Origin of the sequence: Photorhabdus aballayi, assembly GCF_026153155.1 — a bacterium.
GTDB classification, from domain to species: Bacteria; Pseudomonadota; Gammaproteobacteria; order Enterobacterales; family Enterobacteriaceae; genus Photorhabdus; species Photorhabdus luminescens.
The window spans coordinates 117,916-139,573 of record NZ_JAPFCD010000006.1; the positions used below are offsets into that span (position 1 = coordinate 117,916).

Annotated in this window: 16 protein-coding genes; 9 read left to right on the top strand and 7 right to left on the bottom strand. The window is 42.4% G+C overall.

Annotated elements, in window-relative coordinates; all coding sequences use genetic code 11:
• Window positions 1–4: 4 nt before the first annotated feature.
• A complete protein-coding gene (gene rlmKL / locus OO184_RS05405; RefSeq protein ID WP_265378300.1) occupies window positions 5–2,122 on the bottom strand; it encodes a bifunctional 23S rRNA (guanine(2069)-N(7))-methyltransferase RlmK/23S rRNA (guanine(2445)-N(2))-methyltransferase RlmL in 2,118 nt (705 codons plus the stop codon).
• Window positions 2,123–2,222: 100 nt separating this feature from the next.
• On the opposite strand from rlmKL, the gene OO184_RS05410 reads away from it, so the two are divergent.
• From OO184_RS05410 to OO184_RS05420, 3 genes are all read left to right on the top strand, one after another.
• A complete protein-coding gene (locus tag OO184_RS05410; protein WP_265378301.1) occupies window positions 2,223–3,338 on the top strand; it encodes a YcbX family protein in 1,116 nt (371 codons plus the stop codon).
• Between the two features lie 483 nt (window positions 3,339–3,821).
• A complete protein-coding gene (locus tag OO184_RS05415; protein ID WP_265378302.1) occupies window positions 3,822–5,105 on the top strand; it encodes a glycosyltransferase in 1,284 nt (427 codons plus the stop codon).
• A 233-nt stretch (window positions 5,106–5,338) separates the two neighbouring features.
• Window positions 5,339–6,634 carry a glycosyltransferase gene (locus OO184_RS05420; protein ID WP_265378303.1) on the top strand — a complete coding sequence of 432 codons (1,296 nt, stop codon included), beginning with the start codon at window positions 5,339–5,341 and terminating at the stop codon, window positions 6,632–6,634.
• A gap of 347 nt (window positions 6,635–6,981) precedes the next feature.
• On the opposite strand, the gene OO184_RS05425 is transcribed toward OO184_RS05420, so the two are convergent.
• The 4 genes from OO184_RS05425 to pepN form a co-directional block, all read right to left on the bottom strand.
• Complete coding sequence (locus OO184_RS05425) at window positions 6,982–7,527, bottom strand: cell division protein ZapC (protein WP_265378304.1); 546 nt, start codon at window positions 7,525–7,527, stop codon at window positions 6,982–6,984.
• Window positions 7,528–7,718: 191 nt separating this feature from the next.
• Entirely contained in the window at window positions 7,719–8,729 is a 1,011-nt protein-coding gene (gene pyrD / locus OO184_RS05430) for a quinone-dependent dihydroorotate dehydrogenase (protein WP_265378305.1), read from the bottom strand.
• Between the two features lie 331 nt (window positions 8,730–9,060).
• On the bottom strand, window positions 9,061–9,315 hold the full coding sequence (locus OO184_RS05435; protein ID WP_265378306.1) for a CCDC90 family protein: 255 nt from the start codon (window positions 9,313–9,315) through the stop codon (window positions 9,061–9,063).
• Window positions 9,316–9,400: 85 nt separating this feature from the next.
• Window positions 9,401–12,013, bottom strand: a complete 2,613-nt coding sequence (gene pepN / locus OO184_RS05440) for an aminopeptidase N (RefSeq protein WP_265378307.1) — start codon at window positions 12,011–12,013, stop codon at window positions 9,401–9,403.
• Between the two features lie 348 nt (window positions 12,014–12,361).
• On the opposite strand from pepN, the gene pncB reads away from it, so the two are divergent.
• The 6 genes from pncB (at window position 12,362) to OO184_RS05470 (ending at window position 20,257) form a co-directional block, all read left to right on the top strand.
• On the top strand, window positions 12,362–13,576 hold the full coding sequence (pncB, locus tag OO184_RS05445; RefSeq protein WP_265378308.1) for a nicotinate phosphoribosyltransferase: 1,215 nt from the start codon (window positions 12,362–12,364) through the stop codon (window positions 13,574–13,576).
• 204 nt (window positions 13,577–13,780) lie between these two features.
• The gene (gene asnS / locus OO184_RS05450; RefSeq protein ID WP_265378309.1) at window positions 13,781–15,181 is read left to right on the top strand and encodes an asparagine--tRNA ligase; all 1,401 of its coding nucleotides are present in this window, start codon (window positions 13,781–13,783) and stop codon (window positions 15,179–15,181) included.
• Window positions 15,182–15,518: 337 nt separating this feature from the next.
• Window positions 15,519–16,664, top strand: a complete 1,146-nt coding sequence (locus tag OO184_RS05455; protein WP_265378310.1) for a porin — start codon at window positions 15,519–15,521, stop codon at window positions 16,662–16,664.
• A gap of 495 nt (window positions 16,665–17,159) precedes the next feature.
• On the top strand, window positions 17,160–18,332 hold the full coding sequence (ompC, locus tag OO184_RS05460) for a porin OmpC (protein WP_283256226.1): 1,173 nt from the start codon (window positions 17,160–17,162) through the stop codon (window positions 18,330–18,332).
• A 233-nt stretch (window positions 18,333–18,565) separates the two neighbouring features.
• Window positions 18,566–19,756 (top strand): amino acid aminotransferase, encoded by a 1,191-nt coding sequence (locus tag OO184_RS05465; protein WP_265378311.1) that lies wholly within the window; start codon window positions 18,566–18,568, stop codon window positions 19,754–19,756.
• A gap of 120 nt (window positions 19,757–19,876) precedes the next feature.
• Entirely contained in the window at window positions 19,877–20,257 is a 381-nt protein-coding gene (locus OO184_RS05470; protein ID WP_265378312.1) for a VOC family protein, read from the top strand.
• 66 nt (window positions 20,258–20,323) lie between these two features.
• Here the strand turns inward: OO184_RS05470 and OO184_RS05475 are convergent, their stop codons facing one another.
• Together OO184_RS05475 and mepK are read right to left on the bottom strand one after the other, a co-directional pair.
• A complete protein-coding gene (locus tag OO184_RS05475) occupies window positions 20,324–20,971 on the bottom strand; it encodes an MBL fold metallo-hydrolase (protein WP_265378313.1) in 648 nt (215 codons plus the stop codon).
• A gap of 45 nt (window positions 20,972–21,016) precedes the next feature.
• A complete protein-coding gene (mepK, locus tag OO184_RS05480) occupies window positions 21,017–21,565 on the bottom strand; it encodes a peptidoglycan L,D-endopeptidase MepK (protein ID WP_265378314.1) in 549 nt (182 codons plus the stop codon).
• Window positions 21,566–21,658 lie beyond the last annotated feature (93 nt).

Below are 21,658 nucleotides of genomic sequence, written 5' to 3' on the forward strand. Positions count from 1 at the left end.
GTAATTATTTTTCCTCACCAGCATGACGTAATAGCCAGCAGTTGTGAATCTGACGGTTACGGGCAAAATCCTGCGACTGGGTTTTATTGGTGATCTCTTCCGCCACCAAGCCAACTTTTTCCAGCTCAGCAAAATCCATTTTAAAACCTCGTTTATTATTAGAGAACATCAGCGTTCCCCCGCGACGCAACAAGCGCTTAAGCTGTTTCATCAATATGATATGGTCGCGTTGTACATCAAATGCATCTTCCATTCGTTTAGAATTGGAGAAAGTCGGCGGATCAATAAAAATCAAATCAAACTGTTCACTGGACCGAGCCAACCACGCGAGACAATCTGCCTGAATCAACCGATGCTGACGCCCTGTTAATCCATTAGCCTGTAAGTTCCGCTCAGCCCATTCAAGATAAGTGCGAGACATATCAACCGTTGTTGTTGAACGCGCGCCTCCTAATCCAGCATGTACTGTCGCTGATCCGGTATAAGCAAACAGGTTCAGAAAATCTTTTCCTTCACTCATTTCACCTAGCATTTTCCGGGCAATACGATGATCAAGGAACAAGCCTGTGTCCAAATAGTCTGTTAAATTAACCCAAAATTTGGCGTCATACTCATTTACCAGAAAGAATTCCCGTTTTTCTGCCATTCTTTCATACTGGCTTTTACCTTTCTGACGCTGACGAGTTTTAAGTATTAATTGATTTGATGAAAGCCCAAGAACTTGCATCGTCGCGCTAATAACATCGAATAAACGCTGACGCGCTTTATTAGCATCAACACTTTTCGGCGGAGCATACTCCTGAATCACCACTTTATCTGCGTAACGGTCAACAGCCACATTGTATTCTGGCAAATCAGCATCATACAGACGATAACAATTAATCCCTTGCTGTTTCGCCCAGTTGGTTAATTTCTTTTCATTTTTGCGCAGACGGTTGGCATAATCCTCCGCCACACTCCCCCCTGATGAGAGTGGTTTATCTGACAACTGATAATTTTTCTGTACGCAATCCAGCGGACCATTTTTAGCTTTAAACTCACGTTCAGCCCGTAATTGCAAGCAACTCAGCAACTCAGGCGACGCACTGAATAGAGACAGACGCCAGCCAGGGAAACGGCTTTTCATTATCCGCCCAAACAAACTGTGCAGCGCAACCAATGCAGGTTCACTTTCCAAGCGCTCACCATAAGGCGGATTACTTAATACTGTTCCGACAGGGCCTTCTGATAACGGATTTTCCAGACGGCTGGCATCGCCTTGCTGGAAAGTTATCAACTGTGCAATCCCTGCTCTACGAGCATTTGACCGAGCCATATCCAGCACTCGGCGATCAATATCAGAACCCACAAAACGGGAAGTTGTCTCCTGAAGACCTTTGCGAAAGCGGATCTGCGCTTCTGTGGTTACCTCGCGCCAAATTGCTTCATCATGTTTCAACCAGGCAGTAAAGCCCCAATGGTTACGATGTAAACCTGGCGCACGATCAGCCGCCATCATTGCGGCTTCGATCAATAATGTGCCGGAACCACACATAGGATCGACCATCGGAGTGCCAATCTGCCAGCCTGAACGTAGAATAATCGCAGCCGCCAGATTTTCTTTCAGCGGAGCCTGACCAGCAAGATCGCGATAACCTCGGATATGCAAACCATCACCACTCAAATCCAATGCGACACTGGCTTTCTCTTTATTCAAAAAAACATTAATGCGAACATCCGGTTGTTGCTTTGCCACATTGGGACGCTGATCCAACTTACGAATAAAGCTATCGACAATGGCGTCTTTAACCTTGAGCGCACCATATTGAGTATTCCGTATCTCTTCATTTGTGCCGCTGAAATGCACAGAAAAAGTACTGTCTACAGAGAAAATCTGGCTCCAATCAATAGATTGAACCCCAAGATAGAGATCTAAATCGCTATAAACATTAAATTCGTTTAGCGGTAGCAAAATACGTGATGCCAGCCTGCTCCACACCAGACTTTTATACATCACTCTGTCATCACCTTGAAAATGAACTCCGCCTTGCACAATTTTACATGATTGCGCCCCCAGCATTTCCAGTTCGTTCTTCAATAATTCTTCTAATCCACGCGCCGTGCTGGCAAACAGAGAGTTCATGTTACATATCACCAAAAAGAAAATTGTCACGCATTATAGCTAATCCAGGTGACATGTCATAAAGTTGCGCGTGTAAAAAATGTTTCATGGAGATTAACGGATGATCACTCTGTCTCGCCTGTATACCCACCCGGTAAAGTCTATGCGTGGTTTGCAACTTTCCCACGCATTAGTCAGTGAAAGCGGCCTTATATTTGATCGCAACTTTATGATCACAACAACAGACGGGACTTTTATTACTGCCCGTAAATATCCTCAGATGTTGTTATTTACTCCAGCTATGTTAAATAACGGTATTTATCTACGCGCGCCCAACGGACAAAATGCCACGGTACTTTACAGTGATTTCCTACCTGAACAACAGCCTACGGAAGTATGGGGCAACCATTTTACGGCCCTAATTGCACCAGAAACAATTAATCAATGGCTAAGCGGTTTCTTTGATATTCCCGTGCAATTGCGCTGGTTAAGCCATGAATTAAGCCGTAGGGTAAAAAAACACCCTGACATTCCATTATCATTTGCGGATGGTTATCCATTTCTATTAATTAATGAAGCCTCATTTCATTTATTACAACAACGTTGCCCGGCCAGTATTAAATTAGAGCAATTTCGTCCAAATATCGTTATTACCGGTGCAGAAGCATTTGCAGAAGACAATTGGCAATCAATTCAGATTGGCGATGTTATTTTTGATTTACCTAAACCGTGTAGCCGCTGTATTCTGACCACGGTCAGCATTGATAAAGGCGTTAAAAATCCCAACGGAGAGCCATTAGCGACATTGCAATCATTCCGAACAGCAGAAAATGGCGATGTCGATTTTGGTCAGAATCTCATTGCCCGCTCAAGTGGTATTATTAGAATCGGAGATAATGTCACTATATTAGCTAAAAAAGATCCACGTAAATATGGCAGTGGCGAAAAAGCTGAAGATATTGATTTACCAGAAATAAATGAGCAATCTGTCACTATTGAATATAACGGGAAAACCTTTACAGGTAATAATCAACAAATCATTTTAGAACAATTGGAACAACAAGGAATTAAAGTACCTTATTCATGTCGGGCAGGAATATGTGGCTGTTGTAAGATTTCTTTAATTAAAGGAGAGGTTTCTCCTTTAAAAGCCACAGCGATTAAAAACGATGGCCATATTCTAGCTTGCTGTTGTATTCCAAAAAGTAATCTTATTCTTAATAATAGCGAAGAATAGATCTTTAAATTAGAATCAAACTACCGTGCCATAAATTGGCACGTTGGTTTATCGGGAATCACATCAATTCTGCTATAGCTCTTAGTAATCCTACGCTAACGATATGACTGCATTGAGGAATTTATCTCATTTGACGGGATCTTCATTACTAATAACCAATGGCGGTTACAGAACAGTTAATTATGTCCTGAACCACGGATTCCTCTCAGATTCAGGAGAAGGAAGGCAGGAAATCACCTTCCGCATAGGATGGACTGGATGCAGTATTCACATCAATACGGAACACCCTGTAGCCTAAAATGCCTAAAATGGAAGAAACCAATTAACCATGTTTCATAATTTCATCAAAAAATCAATTCCGTTGATTATTTCAATAATGAATTAATTATTACCATAATGAATTTACGATTACTGTCATAAAATGATTACACTCTAATAATCAAGAGCTAAAACAGCTCAACCAAAATACAAAAGGAGTAAGTCATGGCACGTATTGTCATTGCGGCGGTCGCAACCCCCGGACATGTCTATCCGATGTTGAAGGTTGCTCAATCACTGATAGCACAGGGACACCAAATAACCGTATTCACCGGTGCGTTATTTCGCCAACAGGTAGAAGCTATAAACGCGCAATTTGTCCCTTTTGATGAACAGGTAGATTTTGACTACCGCCACTTAGAACAGCATTTCCCCGACCGCGCTCAACTTCCTCCGGGAAATGTACAAATGGCGCTGGCATTCAAGAACTTCTTCTCCGCCCCAATCCCATTGCTCGACCATCAACTGCGACAAATCATTCGTGAACAACAAGCGGAATTACTGATAGCCGAAAACTGTTTTTACGGCATATTACCTCTGCTGCAAGAAGAAAAAGCCCATCGCCTGCCAATAATAGTTACTGGCATAACTCCTCTGGCCTATTCCTCAAAAGATTCAATTTTCTGGGGACCACGTATCCCACCTGCGGTATTACCACCAGAATTGACACATGAACAACTCGTAGATGAAACCAACCAGCAGCTCATAGCCGAAGTTCAGGATAGCTTCAATGACGCATTAATTCAGTCAGGAAGCTCTACGTTAACCAGACCTTTCAACGATGAAGTGATTCTCAGCGCTGATCGCTTTTTGCAACTCTCAACTCTGGCATTTGAATACCCACGAGAAGGATTGCCTGATACAGTCCATTTTATTGGGCCCCTCCCCAACCCTGCACCGACAACAGAATCACCTCAGTTATGGGAAGAAGATGATCCACGTCCATTAGTTATAGTTACTCAGGGTACTATCTCAAATACCGATTTAAATCAGTTGATTCTCCCCACATTGCATGCACTGGCAACATTACCGATACGTATATTGGCAACCACCGGCGGCAGATCGGTAGAAACACTGAGTAAAGATCTACCCGAAAACGCGCACATTGAAGAATTTATTTCATTTGAGCACTGGCTACCAAAAGCTTCATTGCTAATATCCAACGGGGGTTATGGAACCATCAATTATGCTCTTAGTCACGGGACACCGTTACTCATTGCAGATGCAGGTGAAGGCAAGCAGGAAGCCGCTTTTCGTGTTGTATGGGCTGGATGCGGTACTAATCTGGATACAGCACATCCTACTGAATCTCAACTTAAGCAAACCGTGGAAAATATGCTGAGTACCGATTTGTTTAAACAACGTGCGCAAATTGTCCAAAAAGATTACGCAAAACATGATGCATTAGCCGCAATATCCCATCACGTAGAACAATTAATTTTTGAATAAAGCCGCAGTAACTAAGCTCTAGATACCTCCCTCCGCTTTAGCGCTAACACAGACTAACAGGGGGAGGAAATCGGCATATTTCATAACTTCATAAAAAAATAAACTACCGTGATTATTGTCATAACAAATTATTATTACTACAATGAATTTGTAACAGTAGTCATGAAATGATCACACTCTGAATTAGGAGCTAGTTAGCGTAATTAAATCAAAACAGTACAAAGGAGCAAGTTATGGCACGAATTGTCATTGCCGCGGTTGCAACACCCGGGCATGTCTATCCGATGTTAAAGGTAACTCAATCACTGATAGCACAAGGACATCAGGTAACTGTCTTCACTGGCGCATTATTTCGCCAACAAGTAGAGGCTTTAAATGCACAATTTATCCCTTTTGATGAGCAGATAGACTTTGATTACCGCCACTTAAAACAACGTTTTCCTGACCGAGCGCATCTTCCTCCGGGAAATCTGCAAATGGCGCTAGCGTTTAAAGATTTCTTCTGTACTCCAATCCCCTTCCTTGACCGCCAACTACAACAAATCATCCATGAACAGCAAGCAGAACTACTTATCGCCGAGAACTGTTTCTATGGCATATTGCCACTGCTGCAAAAAGAAAAAGCTCATCGTCTTCCCGTGATCATAATTGGTATAACGCCTCTGGCTTACTCTTCGAAAGATTCAATTTTCTGGGGGCCACGTATTCCCCCCGCATTACTACCATCAGAGTTGACACATGAACAACTCGTAGATGAGGAAACACGACAATTAATAACCGAAGTTCAGGATAGCTTCAATGACGCATTAACTCAGTCAGGATGCGCTACGTTAACTAGATTTTTCAATGACGAAGTCATTTTGGGTCCTGATCGCTTTTTGCAACTTTCAACCTTGGCATTTGAGTACCCACGAGAAGAATTGCCTGATACAGTCCATTTTATTGGCCCCCTCCCCAATCCCGCTCCGATAACAGAATCACTTCAATTATGGGAAGAAGATGATCCACGCCCATTGGTTATAGTGACTCAAGGCACCATGTCTAATACTGATCTAAACCAGTTAATTTTCCCCACATTGCGTGCACTAGCTACATTACCTGTGCGTGTATTAGCAACCACCGGTGGTAGTTCAGTAGAAATACAGCCAGAGAACATACCTGACAACGCATGTATCGAAGAATTTATCTCATTTGAGCACTGGCTGCCAAAAGCTTCATTGCTAATATCCAACGGGGGTTATGGAACCATTAATTACGCCCTCAACCACGGAACACCAGTGCTCATTGCCGATACAGGAGAAGGTAAGCAGGAAACAGCGTTTCGTGTCGTATGGGCTGGATGCGGTATTAATCTGGATACAGCACAACCGACAGAATCTCAGCTTAAGCAAACCGTGGAAAATATGCTGCGTACAAATTTATTTAAACAACGGGCGCAAATCGTCCAAGACGACTACGCTAGTCACGACGCATTGGCAGCAATATCTCATCACGCAGAACAATTAATCCTCGAAAATCGTGCTAATTAACTTCATTATCTCTCCTCCCCATCTCGAAGCTAATGCTATCCAGAGGGGAGGGAATTATTAAAATACTGCTTATATATTTTTCACACCAACTTCAAATGAGTAAGCTATAGCTATTACTATAATAGGTAAATTTCTGTGATAATAGCCAACAGGAAATTTTAGAACCCAAGAAAAAAAGTGACTTACTCATAATCAGATGGAAAGATGTGAATGTGATAAAATTTCCTCAGATGATAAAGAACAATTCTCTCAATTAAAAACAGTGATTATCTTCTGATTCGTCGTTCTATTTTCAAAAAGCGGCTTAACTCTTGGAAATCACGGAACGATGAGATCTTAAACCCAAATCAAACCGCAGTGCCATAAATTGGCATACAAACTGGTTCCACAAATGGCATCAATCGATCATTCATAATCTTAATTGGATCGCAAAAATTCATTGCCCGATCAGATAACGTTAATTGCGGTTGAGCTAGCAGACAAAGGCTTGCACTATCCCCTGCCTCTACTACCAAGAATATAGCGTCTGCCCCACAATCCTGGAGCCGTACCTGAATCAGCTCTCCTTGCACTGGCTTTTCTATCATGGCAAAACGGGAAAAATACCAGCTCCTTGGCATCTGTGGCTTAATAAAGCGAAAAGCCACTAACGCATTAAGAATTAATTCAGCCCTGGATTCATCTGAAATATTAATTCGGCGTGTCTGTTCTTCAAAACAATAATAAAGCGTCGCATCTTCTACAGAAAACGAAGTTTCTCCCATTGCATAGGGTATCAGCATCTTCGCAGGAAAACAGGAACGAAAAACCATACCATTAGACAGATCAAGCATCACACGGTCATGGTCAGTATCAAAATACCAGCGCCATTGGTCATCGGGTTTAATGTTCATGAGTTATCCTTTTATGCCAGAAAAACTTACATCGCTAAACAGATTGTAAATAACTTGTCCGCTATTCAGTGAAATAAGCCCTGCCATAATTAAAAGACATGCGAAGATACAGATAAAATTTAGATGATCAGAGCGAATATAGACGAGTTGGGGGCAAAAATAAACCCCCAATGATAAATTAACAGCAAGATTTAGATATGATTGACGATATCTTTGATTAATTTTGGACCATGATAGATAAATCCAGAGAAAATCTGTATTAAGGAAGCCCCTGCCGCTATTTTTTCTCTGGCGGAGACAAGTGAATCTATTCCGCCAACACCGATAATGGGAATTTTACCTCTTAATTCCTGAGAGAGTTGGCAAATGATTTCTGTACTACGTAATTGAACCGGTCGCCCACTTAACCCACCAGCTTGTTGGCAATAGTTAAGTCCTTCAACTAATCTCTTGTCTAACGTTGTATTAGTGGCAATAGCGCCATCAATATTATGACGAATTAAACTATCTGCAATTTGAATCAACTCTTCTTGAGAAAGATCCGGCGCGATCTTTACCGCAACAGGGACATATTTCTGATATTTTTGCTGAAGTTCACTCTGTTTATTTTTAATCGCCGATAATAGATCATCCAGCGCTTCGCCGTATTGCAGCGTTCTTAAACCAGGTGTGTTAGGCGAAGAGATATTAATCGTGATATAACCCGCGTGAGGATAAACTTTATCCATGCAGATTAAATAATCATCTTTTCCATGCTCTACTGGTGTATCTTTATTCTTGCCAATATTGATCCCAATCACCCCGCCATATTTTGCCTTTTTGACATTCTCTACCAGGTTATCAACACCAAGATTATTGAAGCCCATACGGTTAATTAACCCTTCTGCTTCAACGATACGGAATAATCTCGGTTTATCATTTCCTGCCTGAGCACGTGGGGTTACAGTGCCAATTTCAATAAAACCAAATCCCATTGCACCAAATGCATCAATACAATCGCCATCTTTATCAAGGCCGGCAGCCAGACCAAGGGGATTTTTAAATGACAGCCCCATACAAGTAACAGGTTTTGTCGCAACTGACTGGTGGATAAGAAACTCGAAAGGACTACCGGTAATACGCTTGAGCTGACGGAAGGTTAATTCGTGCGCCCGTTCCGGATCAAGCTGGAACAACGCTTTCCTGACTAGTGGGTAGTACATAATTCTAAACCCATTAATTAATTTATAAACATTAAACTACACACGTTTCTATACACATTCATGTACCACTTGGAGGTTTTTGAGCTAAAAAACGCGCATCTTTAACCGCCAAAATATTTCGGCAAGTAGGGTAACCGAATAACATGGGCTGAATCTACAGAAATATGCTAATTAGGAACAAATCTTTCCCATATGTTGCGAGTGAAAATCGGGAGAATATATTGGTATATCAAGAATACACTGTAACTATAAGCGTTGGCATTTCTTGCCCAAGATACTCTTCTTCTCTCGGAACAACTCAAAGGGGAGCAGACCAATGAAGTATCAAGCATCAACCAATAAAAATGTATTTCAATGCCACAGTAACAACAGCAATACCAACTGCTAATGCCAGTTTCTTAATCCAATCTAAATCTATTTTTATAGTACCAATATCGGTTTTAATGCTCTCAGTAGCAACAGTCAGATCTGCTTTGGTAACAACGCTTATGTTTTGCAGTTCTGTAATAACTTCAACGATTTTTTCAGACTGCTCATCATTAAAACCAGACGCTTTAAGTGCCTTAACTGCTGTATGTATATCCATAATAAGTGAAGAAATTTATTATCCGGAAAAATAAGTCAGAAATAATATCGGGCCAATAACCATTAGCCCGATAAATAAATAGTTATCAGCTTTCTAATGCCTTGGTAATTTTTTCAAACAGATCACCAGACAGATTTTCCAATTCTTTCAACTGTTCCAACGCACTACGCATCATGTTTTGACGTTTTTCATCATAACGTTTCAGGCGAATCAGCGGCTCAATCAAACGGGAAGCAACCTGTGGGTTACGGCTGTTAAGATCAGTCAAAATTTCTACCAGGAATTGATAACCACTGCCATTTTCAGCGTGGAATGCAACTGGATTATTAACAAATGTTCCAATCAGAGCACGCACTCGGTTTGGGTTACTGATACTGAATGAACGATGATTCAGAAGATTACGCACATTAGCCAGAACATCTGCCGCCGGGCTACTTGCTTGTAAGCTAAACCATTTATCCATCACCAGACCATCCTGATGCCATCGATCATCAAATTCCGTCATGAGTTGATCACAGCAAGGCAACCCCGCCAGCACCGCGCCAGATAATGCCGCCAATGCATCGGTCATATTGTCAGATTGATGATATTGATTTGATACCACTTTATCAGCCTGCTCTTGATCGCCAAAAGCCAGATAATAGAGGCAGATATTACGCAGAGAACGCTTAGCAATATCCTGATGAGCGACGCGGTATGCACCGATATTGATAGCGTTATAAACCACCGCAAACTCATCAGCCATTTCTTGGGCCAAAATACGGGTGATGGCATCCAGAACTTCATGAATCGCTTTAGGATCGATGATCGTAAACAATTCCGCTATCTCACTTTCTGATGGTAAAGTCAGAATGTGAGCAGCCAGAGCCGGATCAATATCTTTATCCAATAGCACTGCGCGGAAAGCATCCACTACATGCATTGGCAGTTCTATCGGTTGCTTCTGCTGATAACGGACAACATTCAGTTTGATATAGTTTGCCATCAGCGACTGAGCCGCATCCCAACGTGAAAACGCATTGCGGGCGTGTTTCATCAGAAATGCTAATTGCTGATCGCTGAACTTGTAATCCAATTTCACGGGTGCTGAGAATTCCCGTAATAAAGAGGGAACCGGCAGTGATGGCACATCATCAAATACAAATGTCTGCTCTGCATTGGTCACATTCAGTACATGATGAACCGGTTGACCATCATAACGCAGCGGAATCACATGACCTTTGCTGTCATAGAGCTCAATATCCAGAGGAATATGCAGGGGCTGTTTCTCTTTTTGATCGGCAGTAGGTGGCGTCATCTGACTGACATGCAACTTATATTGCTGCTTTTCTGCATCATATTCATCGCGAACTGTCAGTATCGGTGTACCAGACTGGCTATACCAACGACGGAAAAGCGACAAATCAACATTTGACGCATCTTCCATTGCCTGAACAAAATCATCACATGTTGCAGCACTACCATCATGGCGATGAATATAAAGCTGCATCCCTGCCTGGAATTGCTCTTCCCCTAGCAAGGTATGAATCATACGAATAACTTCCGAGCCCTTCTCATACACAGTCAGGGTATAGAAATTATTCATCTCAATCACTTTATCCGGGCGAATTGGATGGGCCATTGGGCTGGCATCTTCCGCAAACTGCGCCGAACGCATAACACGCACATTATTAATGCGATTAACAGAGCGAGAACCAAGATCGGAGCTAAATTCCTGATCACGGAATACCGTCAATCCCTCTTTTAAGCTCAGTTGGAACCAATCGCGACAAGTAATGCGATTCCCGGTCCAGTTATGGAAATATTCGTGGCCGATCACAGCTTCTATACCAAGGTAATCTTTATCAGTCGCAGTTTCAGATTTTGCCAACACATATTTGGAGTTAAAGACATTCAGCCCTTTATTCTCCATAGCGCCCATATTAAAGAAATCTACCGCGACAATCATATAAATATCGAGGTCATATTCAAGGCCAAAACGGGTTTCATCCCACTTCATAGAATTTTTCAGGGAAGTCATTGCCCAATCAGCCCGATCAAGATTGCCACGATCAACAAACAGTTCCAATGCAACTTCACGGCCGCTGCGCGTCGTAAATGTGTCGCGCAACACATCAAAATCACCCGCGACCAGAGCAAACAGATAACAAGGTTTTGGGAATGGATCTTGCCATTTCACCCAATGACGCCCATCATCAGTTTCTCCCTGCTCAACCCGGTTACCGTTTGAAAGCAAATACGGATACCTGGCTTTATCGGCTGTGATACGTGTTGTAAAACGAGCCAATACATCAGGGCGATCGAGATAGTAAGTAATGTGGCGGAACCCTGCTGATTCACACTGGGTACAAAGCGCATCACCAGAAACATACAAACCTTCCAGCGCCGTATTTTTCGATGGATGAATCTCATTGACAATCTGCAAAGTGAACTGAGCCGGCAACTGCTCAATGATCAGCGCTCGCTCCTGTTCACGGTAATGGACCCACGGTTGACCATCCACATGAAGGCTTTTCAGTGTCAAGCCTTCACCATCCAATACTAATGGTGTTATTTCGTGGCTCAGACGTTTTATCTGGCTAATTGCAGTAACTTCTGTGTTATCGGCATCAAGATTAAAATCGAGTTCAATATCAGAAATCGTATAGTCGGGAGCGCGATAATCCCGGCGGTACTTAGCTTGTCGCTGTTGTGTCATAAGAAACCTTTTTGTTTCATGCCTGATGGAATTAATTCAATACTAAGCCTTACGCTGCCATAGAAAGAGGTTAAATTTCAAGAGTGAATAACGCACCTTCTGATGTTAAACATTCATTAAGAACGAGTATGATATTGTGTGAGGAATATGTTTATTCTTTGGTGCTTGTCATCACCTAATGATCAAATAACATGATAACATTTGACCAAAGGCCCTGTTTAGCTTCGATATTTTGGTGAACTATATGATGTTATGTGACTTCAATAACAAAATAATCCCGGTATACTCTTCCAACTTTATCGATTTAGCTAATACGAAAATACGCTCCGTGAGGATGCATAACGCGCTATGACACTAGACGCTACCCCAATTATAAAATCACTGCTTGATACTGACGCTTATAAACTTCATATGCAACAAGCAGTATATCACCGCTACAGTCACATGCCTGTTGTTGCAGAGTTTCGCTGCCGCGGCGATGAACTACTAGGCGAATATGCCACAGAATTACGCTATCAAGTTAATATGATGGCTGATCTGGCACTAACCGATGCTGAATTTAATTACCTTTCCAGTCTGCCTTTTTTTAAGGCTGATTATCTGGATTGGTTAAAAACTTTTCGTTTTAACCCACAGCAAGTCAATATTTCTGTTACAGATGGCGGCCAATTAGCCATCCGTATTTCAGGATTATGGCATGAAGTCATTATGTGGGAAGTTCCATTATTGGCGCTAATTAGCGAATTAGTTCATCGCTATCGCTCACCAGATAATGCAGTGGAAAATGCAGTTAATCAGCTACGCAAGTTGATCAAACTGTTTTATCAAGATGCTGAAAGTGAAGGAATTGATCTTTCCAGTTTCAAACTGATGGATTTCGGTACACGTCGGCGTTTCTCACACTGTGTGCAACACGCTATCGTCAGTGAACTGCAACAGCATTTCCCTTATCTGATTGGCACTAGCAATTATCAACTTGCACAACAGCTTGGACTCCCTCCGGTTGGTACACAGGCGCATGAGTGGTTTCAAGCTCATCAGCAAATCAGCCCAGATCTGGCTAGCAGTCAACGAGAAGCATTACAAAGTTGGCTGAAAGAATATCCTAACCAGCTAGGTATTGCCTTGACTGACTGCATTACAATGGACGCTTTCCTGCGGGACTTTGATGCTCAGTTCGCCAAAAGTTATCAAGGCTTACGCCATGATTCGGGCGATCCCGTTCAATGGGGCGAGAAAGCGCTCGCCCACTATCAAAAACTAGGTATCGACCCAATGACGAAAACGCTGGTGTTCTCTGACAGCTTAGATTTCCAAAAAGCGCTAGCGCTCTATCGTCATTTCCACAACAGAATAAACCTAATTTTCGGTATCGGTACACAGCTCACCTGTAATATTCCAGGGGTTAATCCACTGAATATCGTCATCAAACTTGTTGAGTGTAATGGCAAACCAGTCGCAAAGCTTTCAGACAGCCCCGGCAAAACCATTTGTGAAGATAACGAGTTTGTCAACAGGCTACGCGCCGCTTTTGATATCCCCCAAGTTAAACAAGCTTGTTAACTCAAATTTCATTAAAAAATACTATTGTGCTGCTGGCAGATAAGACAGCAGCACATCTAAAAAGCGCTATTTCCCTACTATTTCACTATTTAAATTGATGATTTCCCCTTGTTTCTTAAAACAAGGCAAGTAACATAGAATAAGTCTCCCCTTATGGGGATATTCATTTTCATAAACTTGAACTGATAAAGAAGAGAGAAATCTATGAGCGTAGCGCCTGTAGTCGACGTACTGCAAGGCCGGGTTGCGGTTGATAGCGAAGTCACCGTTCGCGGCTGGATACGTACAAGGAGAGATTCTAAAGCTGGCATCTCTTTCCTCGCCGTCTATGACGGTTCCTGCTTTAATCCATTACAGGCCGTCGTTAATAATAATTTGCCTAATTATCAAAATGAAGTTCTAAACTTAACTACGGGTTGTTCTGTCGAAGTGACAGGGACAGTCGTTGCTTCCCCTGGTCAAGGGCAGAGTTTTGAACTACAAGCGACCCAAGTCGTGGTGATCGGCATGGTTGAAGATCCTGACACCTATCCAATGGCCGCTAAACGCCACAGCATTGAATACCTGCGCGAAGTAGCTCACCTGCGTCCACGCACTAACCTGATTGGCGCCGTTGCTCGTATGCGTCATACCCTTGCTCAGGCATTACACCGTTTCTTCCATGAAAATGGTTACTTCTGGGTTTCCACTCCGTTGATCACAGCCGCTGATACAGAAGGCGCCGGCGAAATGTTCCGCGTCTCTACGCTAGATCTGCAAAATCTGCCTTTAACTGACAAAGGTGAAGTGGATTTCAACCAAGATTTTTTCGGCCGTGAAGCTTTTCTGACCGTATCCGGCCAGTTGAACGGTGAAGCATACGCTTGTGCATTAAGTAAAGTTTACACATTCGGTCCGACTTTCCGTGCTGAAAACTCTAATACCAGCCGCCATCTGGCAGAATTCTGGATGCTTGAACCAGAGATCGCTTTCGCCAACCTCGATGATGCCGCCTCATTGGCTGAAAATATGCTGAAATATGTTTTCAAAGCTGCGCTGGCAGAGCGCTCTGATGATCTGCAATTCTTCGCTGAACGCGTAGATAAAGATGTTATCACCCGCTTGGAAAAATTTATTAATTCTGACTTTGCTCAAATTGATTACACCGATGCCGTTGAAATTCTGCAAAACTGTGGCCAGGAATTTGAAAACCCAGTTTTCTGGGGAGTTGACCTCTCTTCAGAACATGAACGTTATCTGGCAGAGAAACATTTCCAAGCTCCGGTTGTCGTGAAAAACTATCCAAAAGATATTAAAGCCTTCTATATGCGAATGAACGACGACGGTAAGACTGTCGCGGCAATGGATGTACTTGCACCAGGCATTGGCGAAATTATCGGTGGCTCACAGCGTGAAGAGCGTCTGGATATGCTGGATAAACGTATGGAAGAGATGGGGCTTAATAAAGAAGATTACTGGTGGTACCGTGATCTCCGTCGTTATGGCACTGTACCTCACTCTGGATTCGGGTTGGGCTTTGAACGCTTGGTTGCTTACGTGACTGGTGTCCCAAATGTACGTGATGTCATCCCATTCCCTCGCACACCAAGAAGTGCAAATTTCTAATGATTGCGTAAAACAAACATTAAAAAATTATTATGTATAAGGCCAGCAAAAGCTGGCTTTTTTTATCCTCCCAATTCAACACACGATCAAAAATTCTATTTCATTTACATTTTGCAATATATTATTTTCACTTTATTACAAAAACCTTCACTTTGTATCAATTTAATGATGGATAAAATCCACGACTAGTGAAAAACTGTGCCCCGACTCGGACGGAACGATATTTTCATAAATAATTTCAACGAGTTTCTTAGAGGAATTATTTCTGTCAGTAACAAATGTCCGAATAACGCCAATGATGGTAATTAACGATTGTAATTAAATGAAGGTAACAATAATGAAGGGTAGTATCCTTTCCGTGGTCATCCCAGCGCTGTTGACTGCTGGTGTAGCAAATGCCACTGAAATTTATAACAAAAACGGTAATAAACTGGATCTCTATGGCAAAGTTGATGCGCGTCATCAATTCTCTAAAATTACCCAAAGATCAGATAAATACCCTATCTATAGTGAAGATGGCGATGCAAGCTACATTCGTTTGGGTTTCAGAGGTGAAACCCAAATCAATGACCAATTAACGGGTTATGGTCGTTGGGAATACAATATTCAGGCTAACAAAGCTGAAGCAAACGATTCCGCAGGCAATCAAACCCGTCTGGGCTTCGCTGGTCTAAAGTGGGCTAAATATGGTTCTCTGGATTACGGTCGTAATTACGGTGTTCTTTATGACGTCAATGCCTGGACCGACGTATTGCCAGTATTCGGTGCTGACTCCATGTCGCAAGCTGACACCTACATGACTAACCGTGCTACCGGTGTCTTGACTTATCGCAATACGGATTTCTTCGGCTTGGTTGATGGTCTGAACTTCGCCCTGCAATACCAAGGTAAGAACGACGAAGACAGCAAAAACGGCCGCAATTCAATTCGTAAACGCGGTGATAGCATTAAGCCCAATGGCGGTAGTAATGGTGACGGCTTCGGCCTCTCTGTTACTTATGATATCGGCAATGGTATCAGCGTAGGGGGAGCCTACTCCAATGCCGACCGCCCTATTACACATGAAAGGCTCGTTACATCCGTCGCTCGCGGTGAAAGAGCTGAAGCATGGAACGTCGGAGCCAAATATGATGCAAACAACCTATATCTGGCTGCCATGTATGGCGAAACTCACAATATGACCTCTTTCGGCTACCAAGACTTCGTCTCCGCAAAAACCCGCAATATCGAATTAACTGCCCAATATCAGTTTGATTCTGGCCTGCGTCCATCTCTGGCATATGTTCAATCCAGAGGAACAACTTTTTTCACTCATCAGAACTGGGTAAAATATATCTCTATTGGTTCTTATTATAACTTTAACAAAAATTTATCCACCTATGTTGATTATAAAATCAACTTAGTCCATGACAACTTCTACACCAAACACTTGGATGTCAACACGAATAACGCAGTGGGTATAGGTTTGGTATATCAATTCTAACAACCAGGTAGGTTAACAGGAGCTCCAATTAACATGTTTATGGTGCTCACTTAAAAGTGAGCGCTACTTTTTTCAAGAATAATCATTATTAGGTATCTGTTAAAAAATGGTATATAACACATCGACAAGCATATCAGTAAGTTACATATAAAAAACATTATTGATGAAATAAACACCATATTTTACTCTTTTTATTAAGATCAACAGGTAATTCTTTTCCGCCCCTGACTGCGATTCATTTTTCACTTTTTTGATCAACTGGACCAACCAGAGCTCAAAAAACAATCTCTTATTTACATTTTGAAACACTTTGTTTCACATTTTTACTAAATTTTCTTTTTTATAGCATTTTGTGAGTGGATAAAAATAACAACCAATGAAACACTTGACAGCGAAACAGACGACACTAAACTCTCACAAATAGTTCCGTAAATTTTTAAAGAATTATTTTTGGCAGTGGCAGGTGTCCGAATAACACCAATGAGGGTAATAATAATGATGAAACGCAATGTTCTTGCAGTAGTAATTCCAGCTCTGTTAGCTGCTGGCGCAGCAAACGCGGCTGAGATTTATAACAAAGACGGCAACAAACTGGATCTGTACGGTAAAGTTGAAGTCCAGCACAAATTCGCTAACAACAAAAGCGGCGAAGATGGCGATAACACCTTCGCCCGTCTGGGTATCAAAGGCGAAACTCAAGTTAATGACCAACTGACCGGTTTTGGCCGTTGGGAATACAATATCAAAGGTAACCGTGCAGAAGGTACTGACGAAGAAACTAAAACTCGTCTGGCTTTCGCTGGTTTGAAACTGTCCGACTACGGTTCAATGAACTATGGCCGTAACTACGGTGTAGTTTATGAAGTCAACGCTTGGACCGACGTGTTGCCAGTATTCGGCGGCGACTCAATGGCGCAGACTGATAACTTCATGACTGGCCGTTCTACTGGTCTGTTGACTTACCGCAATACCGATTTCTTCGGTTTAGTTGATGGCCTGAACTTTGCTCTGCAATATCAGGGTGAAAATAGTGAAAACACTGCTAACGGCCGTATCAACCGTAAGGACAATGGTGATGGTTACGGTTTTGCTGCAACCTATGACGTAGGTTACGGTATCAGCGTCGGTGGCGCATACTCTAACTCTGCCCGTACTTCTGCGCAAAAGACTACTTTTAGCGTTATTGAAGAAAAAGGCAAAGACAAACCTACTGGCTCTACTGCCTTAGGTGATCGCGCTGAAGCATGGAACATTGGTGTTAAATACGATGCTAACAACATCTACTTGGCTGCCATGTACGGTGAAACCCGTAACATGACTCGTTTTGGTGGAAAAGTTGATGGTGTAAACTGGGAAAGCATTGCTAACAAAACCCAGAACATCGAATTGACCGCCCAATATCAGTTCGACTTCGGATTACGTCCATCTCTGGCATACGTTCAGTCCAAAGGTAAAAATCTGTTCGGCGACATTGATCATGATGGGAAAGAATCCGACAGTCGCGATCTGGTGAAATATGTCTCTGTTGGTAGTTACTACTACTTCAACAAAAACTTGACTACCTATGTTGATTACAAAATCAACCTGCTGGATAAGAATGAATTCACCAAAGCAACAGGTATCAGCACTGACAACGTTGTTGGCGTAGGTATGATTTACCAATTCTAATTACCGTTGGTAAATTAGATTTAGCTAAACAAGTTAAACATCATTAAGAGAAAGCAGCGCTTATGTGCTGCTTTTTTTGTCTTACGTTTTCTCTCTACTACTCCAACTTTTTCTCACTCCGCAAGCTGCCTCACAAGATTATCTTCTTTTTACGACAAATAGTTGGCAAACTGTTTTAGCAACGTTAACCTGACTACCCTTTTGGGCTTAACCTGAGCTTTGGAATTACAAACATGTTTGAGAAAATTACCGCAGCGCCTGCCGACCCTATTCTTGGCTTAGCCGATAGTTTCCGTTCTGATCCTCGTACAAATAAAATCAACCTTGGTATCGGTGTCTATAAAGATGAAACAGGAAAAACCCCTGTTCTGACCAGTGTTAAAAAAGCTGAACAATATTTACTGGAAAACGAAACAACAAAGAATTATCTGCCGATTAGCGGCTTAGCCGAATTTGGCCGCGTAACTCAAGAATTACTGTTTGGCAAAGATCATCCAGTCGTCACAGATAAACGCGCCCGCACAGCACAAAGCCCAGGCGGTACAGGCGCTTTACGTATTGCTGCGGATTTCATTGCCAAACAGACTAATGCTAAACGCGTTTGGATTAGCAACCCAACCTGGCCAAACCATAAAAACGTTTTTTCCGCCGCAGGCCTGGAAGTTTGTGAATATCAATACTATGACGCTGAAAAACACGCGTTGAATTTCGAAAACATGCTAGCAAGCCTGTCTGGAGCTCAGGCAGGAGATGTTGTTCTGTTCCACGGCTGCTGCCATAATCCGACAGGTATCGATCCAACCCCGGCGCAATGGGCTAAGCTGGCAGAAATGTCCGCGGAGAAAGGCTGGTTGCCTATTTTTGATTTCGCTTATCAAGGATTTGCCAAGGGCCTGAATGAAGATGCAGAAGGTCTACGTATTTTTGCGAAAAATCATAATGAACTGATTGTTGCCAGTTCTTACTCTAAAAACTTTGGCCTATACAATGAACGTGTCGGTGCCTGTACCATTGTTGCTAGTAACAGCGATACAGCAGAAAAAGCGTTCAGCCAAGCTAAAGCGATCATCCGAGCCAACTATTCCAACCCACCTTCTCATGGTGCATCTGTTGTCACCACCATTTTGTCAAATGAAGATCTGAAAGCGGCTTGGGAACAAGAACTAACCACCATGCGCGAACGTATCCAGCGTATGCGTCAACTGCTTGTCAATACCTTGCAGGAAAAAGGGGCAAAACAGGATTTCAACTTTATTAGTAGCCAAAATGGTATGTTCTCATTCAGTGGCCTGACAAAAGAGCAAGTAGAACGTCTGCGTGAGGAGTTTGGTATATACGCTGTCAGTTCCGGTCGTATTAACGTCGCTGGCTTGACGTTGGAAAACATGGCTCCACTGTGTGAAGCCATTGTTGCGGTACTCTAGTTAATATTTACCTTACTATATTTGCCTTATGAAAAAGTCGCTGAATTTCAGCGGCTTTTATCATTCAGAAGATTCGTCATCCGACACAATTGCGATATTAATCTTATTGAGTGCATCAAAATGAAAATAGAACGGCTTGATCATCTGGTGTTGACAGTTAAAGACCTTGAAACCAGTAGCCATTTTTATCAACGCGTTCTTGGTATGTCGATTGTGACTTTCAGTGAAAGCCGTATCGCGCTGTCATTTGGTAACCAAAAAATTAATCTACATGAATATGGGCGGGAATTTGAACCTAAAGCTCAAACGCCACTGCCCGGTTCTGCTGATTTATGCTTTATCAGCCTATTGCCTATGGATGAGATTATTCAACATCTACAGCAACATGAAGTTGAAATCCTTGAAGGGCCGGTTAAACGTACCGGAGCAAACGGAGCTATTATGTCCGTCTATTTTCGTGATCCGGATCAAAATCTGATTGAAGTCTCCAATCAGTTATAGTTGCCATCAAACAACTATCAGCCAGCCCTCAAATTGACACTTATTGCATATAAACGCTACACCACATCACCAACCTGGTACTTCATCCTGTAAAAATGGATTAGTCTGCCGCTCATAACCTAGCGTCGACATTGGCCCGTGCCCTGGAATAAATTCATAATCATCACCAAGCGGCAGAAGTTTATCTTTAATTGAGTTAATTAACTGCTGGTGATTACCGCGTGGGAAGTCACTACGCCCAACTCCCCCTTTAAACAGAACATCTCCCATATAAATCAGCTTATCTTCATGATTTACAAACACAACATGCCCTGGCGTATGCCCTGGACAGTGCAATACAGATAAATCAACGCCCCCTACCCGTAGCTCATCACCTTCATTTAACCAGCGATCAGGTTCAAATGATGGGCATTCTTCAATGCCAAACATTCGACTTTGAGCTTGCAAACCTTCAATCCAGAAAGCATCTTCCTGCTGTGGCCCGTAGATCGGCACATTAAAATGTTTAGCGACTTCCGTGGTTGCCCCAACATGGTCAAAATGACCATGAGTCAATAAAATCTGGGTCAATTTCAAACCACGGCGTTCTATCTCGGCGATCAACTTCTCTGCTTCCCCCCCCGGATCAACAATTGCCGCTTCCTTACTCTCTTCATTCCAAATAAGAGTACAATTCTGCATAAAAGCAGTAACAGGAATAATTTGGTATTTCATTATTTCATTTACTCCATAGTCAAAACAAAATAGTTACTCACCAGATTACCATGTCCTGACGGGACCTGTATCAATATGAACGAAATTACTGTGTGGATAGTATCCTACCCCTCCCGCTTTCATTTTTAGAGCAGCCTTGCAAATACGACTAAGTTCAATACCTTCAATATGAAAATCCATCGCCCGCCCGTGAGTATGGTAACTCTGTCTAGCCACGCCTTTACTTTGCTTGCGCAACTGATTGTTGGTCACCAGTGAACGGTAACCAGAAATGAGTTGTACAGGTTTATTAATCCCCATCATCATTTGCAACAAATAAATCTGATCAAATAATTTAGGATCGATAGTCTTAACTCTATTTTGACGATAATCTCGAAACAGATGATCCAAACGGGCTAGCTCTTCTTTGTTGTAACGATAGCCGTCGAAAAATTCGGCTTTAATCGTTTCCCCCGTATGTAAGTTGTCAAAACGTAAAATCCGTGGGCGTGGAGTGGTCAAAGTCGCAAAAGCATGCCCCGGCAAAAAACTCAAGCCTAAAGTAGCAGCCCCCACACAAAGCCACTTACGGCGATTATGATCAATTATATCCATGAAGAAACATCTACTCAGATTATGGAAAAAATAAATCACCAGGCAACTGGTCACTGGTCACTGGTCACTGGTCACTGGTGAATATGACAACTA